Annotated in this window: 7 protein-coding genes; 1 reads left to right on the top strand and 6 read right to left on the bottom strand. The window is 53.6% G+C overall.

Annotated features, from left to right (window positions below; all coding sequences use genetic code 11):
• Positions 1-161 precede the first annotated feature (161 nt).
• The 4 genes from repB to FHW16_RS28540 all read right to left on the bottom strand — a co-directional run bounded on the left by repB (position 162) and on the right by FHW16_RS28540 (position 4,645).
• Positions 162-1,172: a plasmid partitioning protein RepB gene (gene repB / locus FHW16_RS28555; protein ID WP_182552846.1), complete on the bottom strand. Its 1,011-nt coding sequence runs from the start codon at positions 1,170-1,172 to the stop codon at positions 162-164.
• Positions 1,173-1,175: 3 nt separating this feature from the next.
• Positions 1,176-2,375: a plasmid partitioning protein RepA gene (gene repA / locus FHW16_RS28550; RefSeq protein WP_182552845.1), complete on the bottom strand. Its 1,200-nt coding sequence runs from the start codon at positions 2,373-2,375 to the stop codon at positions 1,176-1,178.
• 408 nt (positions 2,376-2,783) lie between these two features.
• Positions 2,784-3,617: an aldo/keto reductase gene (locus FHW16_RS28545; protein ID WP_182552844.1), complete on the bottom strand. Its 834-nt coding sequence runs from the start codon at positions 3,615-3,617 to the stop codon at positions 2,784-2,786.
• Positions 3,618-3,631: 14 nt separating this feature from the next.
• The gene (locus FHW16_RS28540; protein ID WP_182552843.1) at positions 3,632-4,645 is read right to left on the bottom strand and encodes an LLM class oxidoreductase; all 1,014 of its coding nucleotides are present in this window, start codon (positions 4,643-4,645) and stop codon (positions 3,632-3,634) included.
• Between the two features lie 169 nt (positions 4,646-4,814).
• Here FHW16_RS28540 and FHW16_RS28535 point away from each other — a divergent pair, with 169 nt between their 5' ends.
• On the top strand, positions 4,815-5,726 hold the full coding sequence (locus tag FHW16_RS28535) for a LysR family transcriptional regulator (RefSeq protein WP_182552842.1): 912 nt from the start codon (positions 4,815-4,817) through the stop codon (positions 5,724-5,726).
• Between the two features lie 253 nt (positions 5,727-5,979).
• Here FHW16_RS28535 and FHW16_RS28530 read toward each other — a convergent pair whose 3' ends face one another.
• Entirely contained in the window at positions 5,980-6,327 is a 348-nt protein-coding gene (locus FHW16_RS28530) for a BrnA antitoxin family protein (RefSeq protein ID WP_182552841.1), read from the bottom strand.
• On the bottom strand, positions 6,302-6,616 hold the full coding sequence (locus FHW16_RS28525; RefSeq protein WP_182552840.1) for a BrnT family toxin: 315 nt from the start codon (positions 6,614-6,616) through the stop codon (positions 6,302-6,304). The genes FHW16_RS28530 and FHW16_RS28525 overlap by 26 nt, the downstream gene beginning before the upstream one ends.
• Positions 6,617-6,821 lie beyond the last annotated feature (205 nt).

Below are 6,821 nucleotides of genomic sequence, written 5' to 3'. Positions count from 1 at the left end.
TGCATTGTCTTCTACCTTTCAATCAGGCAAAAGAAGTCCGCTCGCCAAAACGACGCCAAAAAGTCTTGACACTGATTCCCGGAAATGCGATTCTCAAGTTACCACACTATGAGAAGGGCTTCCGTGACGGCAACGTTCGGGAGCTTTTTCTTTTGCGGTGTCTAGTCTCCTGTTTCCTTGCGGAATTCTTCAAACAAAGTCAGCAACTTGCGCTCCACAAAAGCGCCAAACTGCGAACCATCTCGTTTGTCGAAAGCTATGTTGAGGGCCGTATCAGTTTCCTTGATCTTCACCGGAGACGTTCCGTCAGGCGCAGTCCAAGGCGTTAAACGCGGCTTATCCTTCGTTATTTTCAACAGATCAAAGGCAATCTGAAAGCGAGCATCACTTTTCGCTGCAAGAAAAGTTGTATCCTCAATATGCTTTAACAGCCGGGCACACTTGGCTTTATCTTCAAGCATGTCAGCAATTTCCGCCCAGCGTTGCCGTCCGAAGGCAGGCGCGGGACCAATTGCTTCAATCAATGGTGGAGGCACGCGTTTTACAAGCGCGATCATTCGTGACAAGGCTGCCTTGTCAACGCCCAGCGACGACATGATCGTCTCACGGCTAAAGCCCCTGGCTTCGAGCTTTGTCGCAAAATAGCAGCGCTCGATGAATGACAAGTCCGTACGGGCATTATTCTCCTGGCCCTGCGAAACTATCAGCTGCTCGTCCGTCAGATCACGTACAACAGCTCTGACAGTGCCGCCAATTTCCTTGATAGCCGCCAGACGTCTATGGCCATAGGCGACCTGAAAACGCCCTTCACTTTCAGGATGCGGGCGCACCAGGATCGGAACTTGCTGGCCGTGTTCACGGATCTGGGCCACAAGACCCGATTGGTCGTCCGCGTCGATGCCCAACCGATCGACAATAAACGAGGCATCAATCAGCGATGGATCAAGTTCGATAATCGCCTGTCCTGCGGCAAGGCGCTTTTCAATTTCTTCTGCACGCTGTGCCTTGGCAGATATACCATCCAGGGACTGCGAAATTGCCCCTACAGGGCTTGCTGGCCGCAATGGACGATCAAGACCAAGCAGCGGTCGTCCAAGCGTGGTCCTGACGGGCGCTGCGGTTTCCGGATCAGCACTCTCAGGCGTCATTTCAAACAGGTTTTTACGCGCCATGAGTTACTTCCTTCCCCAGGTTCTGCGAAGCAATTCTTCGATTTCGCCATTGACCAGCGTGAGGCTTTCCAGCGCGCGATCATAAGTGCCGCGCGTAAACAGCGAACGATCCACTTCATAGAGCGTCTGCTTGGTCAGGCCGGCATCGGAAATCGCTGTCGATTTCAGCATTTCGTTCTCAAGAACCCGGTTGCCAAAAATGGATCGCATAAAGCCGGCCATCTGGCTTTGCGGGCCGTCATTGGGCTCAAAGCGTGTCACCAGATATCGCATCCAGTCATATTCCGTCTTGCCGCCGGCATTCTCCACTACGGCAAGAAGATCGCTGGTCATGTGCAGGAACTGCGACATAGACATCACGTCCAGCATTTGCGGGTGTACAGTGATCAAAATGGCAGTTGCCGCACAAAGAGCCGACAAGGACAGAAACCCCAGTTGTGGCGGGCAATCCAGTATAACCACGTCATAGGCAGATTCGATGTCTGCAAGACATTCACCTATACGGGAGAAAAACATCGTGTCCGGCCGCTTGTCAGCAAGAACTTTCGGTGTTTCATGCTCGAATTCCATTAACTCGAGATTGCCCGGAATGATGTGCAGGTTCGGTGTATAGGTTGCGCGGACGATTTCGGTAATGTGCTTTCGCTCGGAACCGTAACGAATGGCACCGTAGAGCGTTTCATTCTGATCCACATCGAGTTCAGGCTGATGCCCGAACATGGTGGAAAGCGATGCCTGCGGATCAAGATCAATAGCAAGGACGCGATAACCGCGCAGGGCCAGATACTGGGCCAAATGCGCGGATGTCGTCGTCTTGGCACTGCCGCCTTTGAAGTTCATGATCGAGAGGATCTGCAGTTTTTCACCGTCCCGGCGATGCCGCACATATTTGGCAGTACTTTTACCGTTTGCATCAAGCAGGCGCCGCAGGTCTTCCAGGTCATTGACCGAATAAAGCCTGCGACCGTTGGGTTGCGGCGCGGGGCCATGACCATCAGCTACAATCTGGCGCAGATAGCCTTCGTGAATGCCAATGAAATCGGCAGCCTCGGCCGGCGTGAACAGGCGGATTGTTTTTTGTGCTGTGGGCGGGAAAATACGCGATTGATGGGCCTGGAGCTGGCGCGCCAGCTCTTCGGCGTCAGATGCAATCAGCGATCGCAACGTCGTTGCGGGCGCATCTGCCGGGTTCTGATCAAGCATCTCAACCTCTCATCTGCGCATTTTGGTCCAAACTTTAACAATATGCGCTGATTACAATATGAAGAGATTCTCTTTTTGTGGCAAACGATTTTAGGTTAACGAACATTTAAGAGCCAAAGCGCGAAAAACTACATCAGTTGTACACGTACAACCGGCCGTGTTTCCGGTTTTGGCTTGTCCCAACTATTCGAGCAGATTTCGAAACCTCAATTCAAGTTGTACGTGTACAACACCGATGGCCGTCATGCCGCTATCCCTCCGAAAGGGCCAACAGCACACCGGATTGAACAGCATGCAATCATGAGCATCCATCCATAGCAGTTCTGCATAAAAGCTCACCTCCGCGGTTTTCGCAACGAAGGTGAGCTGAAATTATACGTAACAAGTGAATTCTGTACCGTGGCCCAATCAGGCAACCCGATCCCAGACCGGAGCCAATCCATTGGGGCTGACGATACGTCCGTCGGGCCGGGCGAGTGCATATATTGCTGACATGTCGTGATCACTGAGCACAAAATCGAATACGGCAAGATTCTCGGCTGCGCGCGCCTCACCTACCGTCTTCGACAGGGCGATCACGCCATCCTGCTGTACCATCCAGCGCAAGACAATCTGAGCAACAGTCTTGCCATTGCGGGCAGCGATGTCCTTGAGCACGGGATCGGCGAAAACTGCGCCGTCCGCCATCCCATAATACCCGGTGATTGACATGCCTGTCCTTTTCGCAGCGTCAATGACAGGTTTCTGACTGAGATAGGGATGATACTCAACCTGATTGGTGACCAGCGGGGCACGGCTTAGTGCTACGGCCTCGCTCATCAGCGCCGTGTTGAAATTGCTCAAGCCGATATGACGTGTCTTGCCGTCCGCCTTCACTTCGTTCAAGGCATTGATCTGGTCGGCAAGCGATACTGCATCGTTTGGCCAATGCAGCAACAGAAGATCCACATAGTCGGTTTTCAGCTTCTTCAGGCTCTCGTCGACCGAGGCAACAAATGCTTCAGGTCTATAGTTGTCGACCCAGACCTTGGTCGTCAGGAATACATCACCGCGTGCAACTCCCGAACTTGCGATACCCTCGCCGACCTCGGTCTCGTTACCATAGATCTGCGCGGTATCAATGTGACGAAAACCGAGTTTGAGTGCATGCGGCACCATGCGCAGGACATCGACACCGGGCATGCGGAATGTGCCAAACCCCAAAGCGGGTATGGACGCACCATTGGCTGTAACAGAGTGCATTTTATTCTCCTGTGTTATTCCGCCGCCGTTTGTACAGCGGTGGGGACTGGTTTGTTGAACAGGGGCAGGACATCACGCGCCAACTCGTCGATGACTTCGTCAAGAGGGCGCCGCGAAGGACGCAGCAGCAATGCCAGATGATCAACGCCAACAGCGTTGAGATTGTGCAGATGCTCTATAAAAGCGTTGCGACCAAGCCGTGCTCCGAACCGGCGCGGAGTGACCGGTTCCTCCGGGTTGGCGGCGAGATCGAGATGAAATGCGCTGACAAAGGCACCTTCGTTCATCCGGTTGTTCACACGAGCAGAACGCCACTCGCCTGCCCGAGTGGCAAACCGGTCAATATCATTGGGATAGACGAAGCGGCCGTCCATGTGCCCCGCAATCCATTCCGGCGTCTGCCGGCCCTGTCCAGCGATGATCATGGGAATGCTGCCGCGCACAGGCTTTGGCAAAAGATCCAGTGCCGGCTCAACGTCATCTTTGCCGACCGGCAGTCCGTTTGATTGCCAGGCAGCACGCAGATAGGTGATGGCATCACGAAACGCATCGCCCCGGTTTTCGAAATCAAGCCCGAGCAGGGGATACTCAACCGGCCGGTCCCCGGAAGCAACCCCCAGGATCAAACGTCCTGCGGAAAGCACGTCGACGGAAGCGGCGGCCTTGGCCACCATCATGGGATGACGCATCGGCAGTACAATTGCAGCCGTACCCAATGCAACATTTTTGGTTATGCCGGCGAGAAATCCCAGATTGACGAATGGATCATAAACGGATCCGGCATCGCCAAAATTGTTTGGATCGAATATCGGTACATCGCGCATCCATACCGCTGCAAACCCGGAACGATCGACTTGCTGGACAAGCTCCGGGTAGTGTCGCAGATCTGGCACACCAAAAGGGCGCCCTTGCTCAATGCGCCTGGCTTCACGCTCCGGCGCCCAATCGTTGTCCAGCGGCAATTCAATGCCGAATGTAATCGTGCCGGGACGGCGAATAAGATTGAGAGACGAAGACTGTCGGGTCATGAGCGCAACTCCCGCTCCAGGACCGCACGCGATCCTGCTGTGTTGATGGGGACGCATCACCGTGCGCCGTTGTTGAGTGACATATGGCGCACAACCATTGCTGTTATAATGCGATAAAACGGGTTAGGATCTGTGAAATCAATTCATGCAATCAATCGGGGTGTTTCCCATGAACAACCGCGCAGGCGAAATGGAGGTTTTCGTGGAGGCCGTGGAGCGCGGGAGCTTTACCGCCGCCGGCGAACGGCTCAACCTGTCGCCTTCTGCGATCAGCAAACTGATTACGCGAATTGAAGAACGCCTTGGCACCCGGTTGCTGGTGCGCTCGACTCGCGCATTGCAGCTGACCCCGGAAGGTGAGGCCTATCATCAGAGGGCAGTGCGCATTATCGCTGAGATTGAGGAAACGGAGCGGCTCATGACTTCAGGCGGTGCTGCGATTCCGCGCGGCCTCCTGCGCGTCAACTCTTCCGTCGGGTTTGGCACCCGCTATATCGTTCCACTGGTGCCGGCATTCCTTGCGCGTTATCCCGATGTTGAACTGGACCTGTCGCTTTCGGATGGTGTCATCGATATCATCGAGGAGCGCGCTGACGTGGCGATCCGCACCGGCCCCATGCGCGATTCCGGCTTGAAGGCACGCAAGCTGGGCCAGAGCCGCCGTGTTGTCGTTGCCTCGCCGGACTATCTGACGCGGCATGGCGTTCCGCAGACGCCAGACGATTTGCAGCAGCACAATTGCCTGACATTCAACTTTCGGCGCAGCATGGACGAATGGGCTTTCCGTTATCCGGGGGAGGAGCGCATTCGTCCCGTCGCCGTAAAGGGAAATTTCAAGGCCAATAACGGTTCAAGCGTACGCCAACTGGCGATCGCGGGGCTCGGACTGGCTCGGATCGGCCAGTTTCACGTACAGAAGGATCTGGACGCGGGCACACTGGTGCGCGTCCTCGATGATTATAATCCGGAAGATATAGAGTTTATCCATGCCGTCTTTGCCGGACATGAGTATATGGCCGCCCGCATCCGCGCCTTCATCGACTTCCTAGCAGAAGCTAACCCGGAAAACGCAACCGTATAAACTAAATATCGGAAGTTATAAGAAAACGAACGTTTGAAAACGCCGATAGAACATTCAAAGGTCAAAGACAGCCGCGCCAATAGGGCAGGGGAGGCCCAAAACGTCGAGCAAATGCAGGAAAACGAAGCAAATCGGCCCTCAGCACGGCGACAGAGTAAAATTAGTCTCGTAAGGCAGCCCATCAGACGAATATCAGATATGGATATTGGATAAGAGAAGATTTTTAATCCATGATGACGAAGCTAATCTATAATTAGATACTTTTACGACGATGTTTCTCTTTTTTATCAGCAGGTTGTGTCTTCATCGAGACAAGCATTGCCCGTCTTAGAATGGCATTCATGCGCGCCTGGTAGCCTTTGCCCTGCGATTTGAGCCAATCGAGAACATCGGCATCAACACGTGCGGTAATCTGATGTTTGACAGGACGATAGAAGCGGCCGCGCACGGCTTTGCTCCATTGCTCATCCGTAAGCTCCGGAATGTCACTGAGATCAATCTCGCTATCGGGCATCGCCTCGAGCGCGCGCAGTTGAGCGATCTGATCAGCTGTGGGTTCTGGAAGCGTTTCAGATTCATATCTGATTGTTTTCGTGTTCATATCTTTGCCTTTCTTTTCTATCGGCGCGGCGAGCCGAAATGATCCGGATGATTTCAACAGGTTGACCGTCTTCGTCGCTGTCCACTATCGTGTGCGCGACGACAAGGATGGTGACATTCCACACCTGCCCGTAGGTCTGCCATCGCTGTTCACCATTTTCGATGCGATCCAGTACCGAGATGTGGAGCGGATCACGAAACACCAGACTGGCATTCTCGAAACTGACGCCATGTTTGCGAAGATTGGATTGGCTCTTGGCCACATCCCATTCGAAGCGGGTGCCTGACATACCACAGATTATAATTATAAAATTATAATTATGCAAGTTTGCTTGCAGTGCTATTTTGGTGCAAGAACGTTAGGAGAAAGCCGGAAAAACAAGGCATAGCGCCAGCTATCGCTTTTTCAGATGATGACAGGAGTCATCAGCCCCACTTCATCTCGCCCTTGGCAACCTTGGCGCCAAGCTCAAGTGACGAGACATCGAGAAGATC

It is taken from the genome of Phyllobacterium myrsinacearum (assembly GCF_014138285.1).
GTDB classification, from domain to species: domain Bacteria; phylum Pseudomonadota; class Alphaproteobacteria; order Rhizobiales; family Rhizobiaceae; genus Phyllobacterium; species Phyllobacterium myrsinacearum_A.
This window is presented reverse-complemented; position numbering and strand designations above follow the sequence as displayed.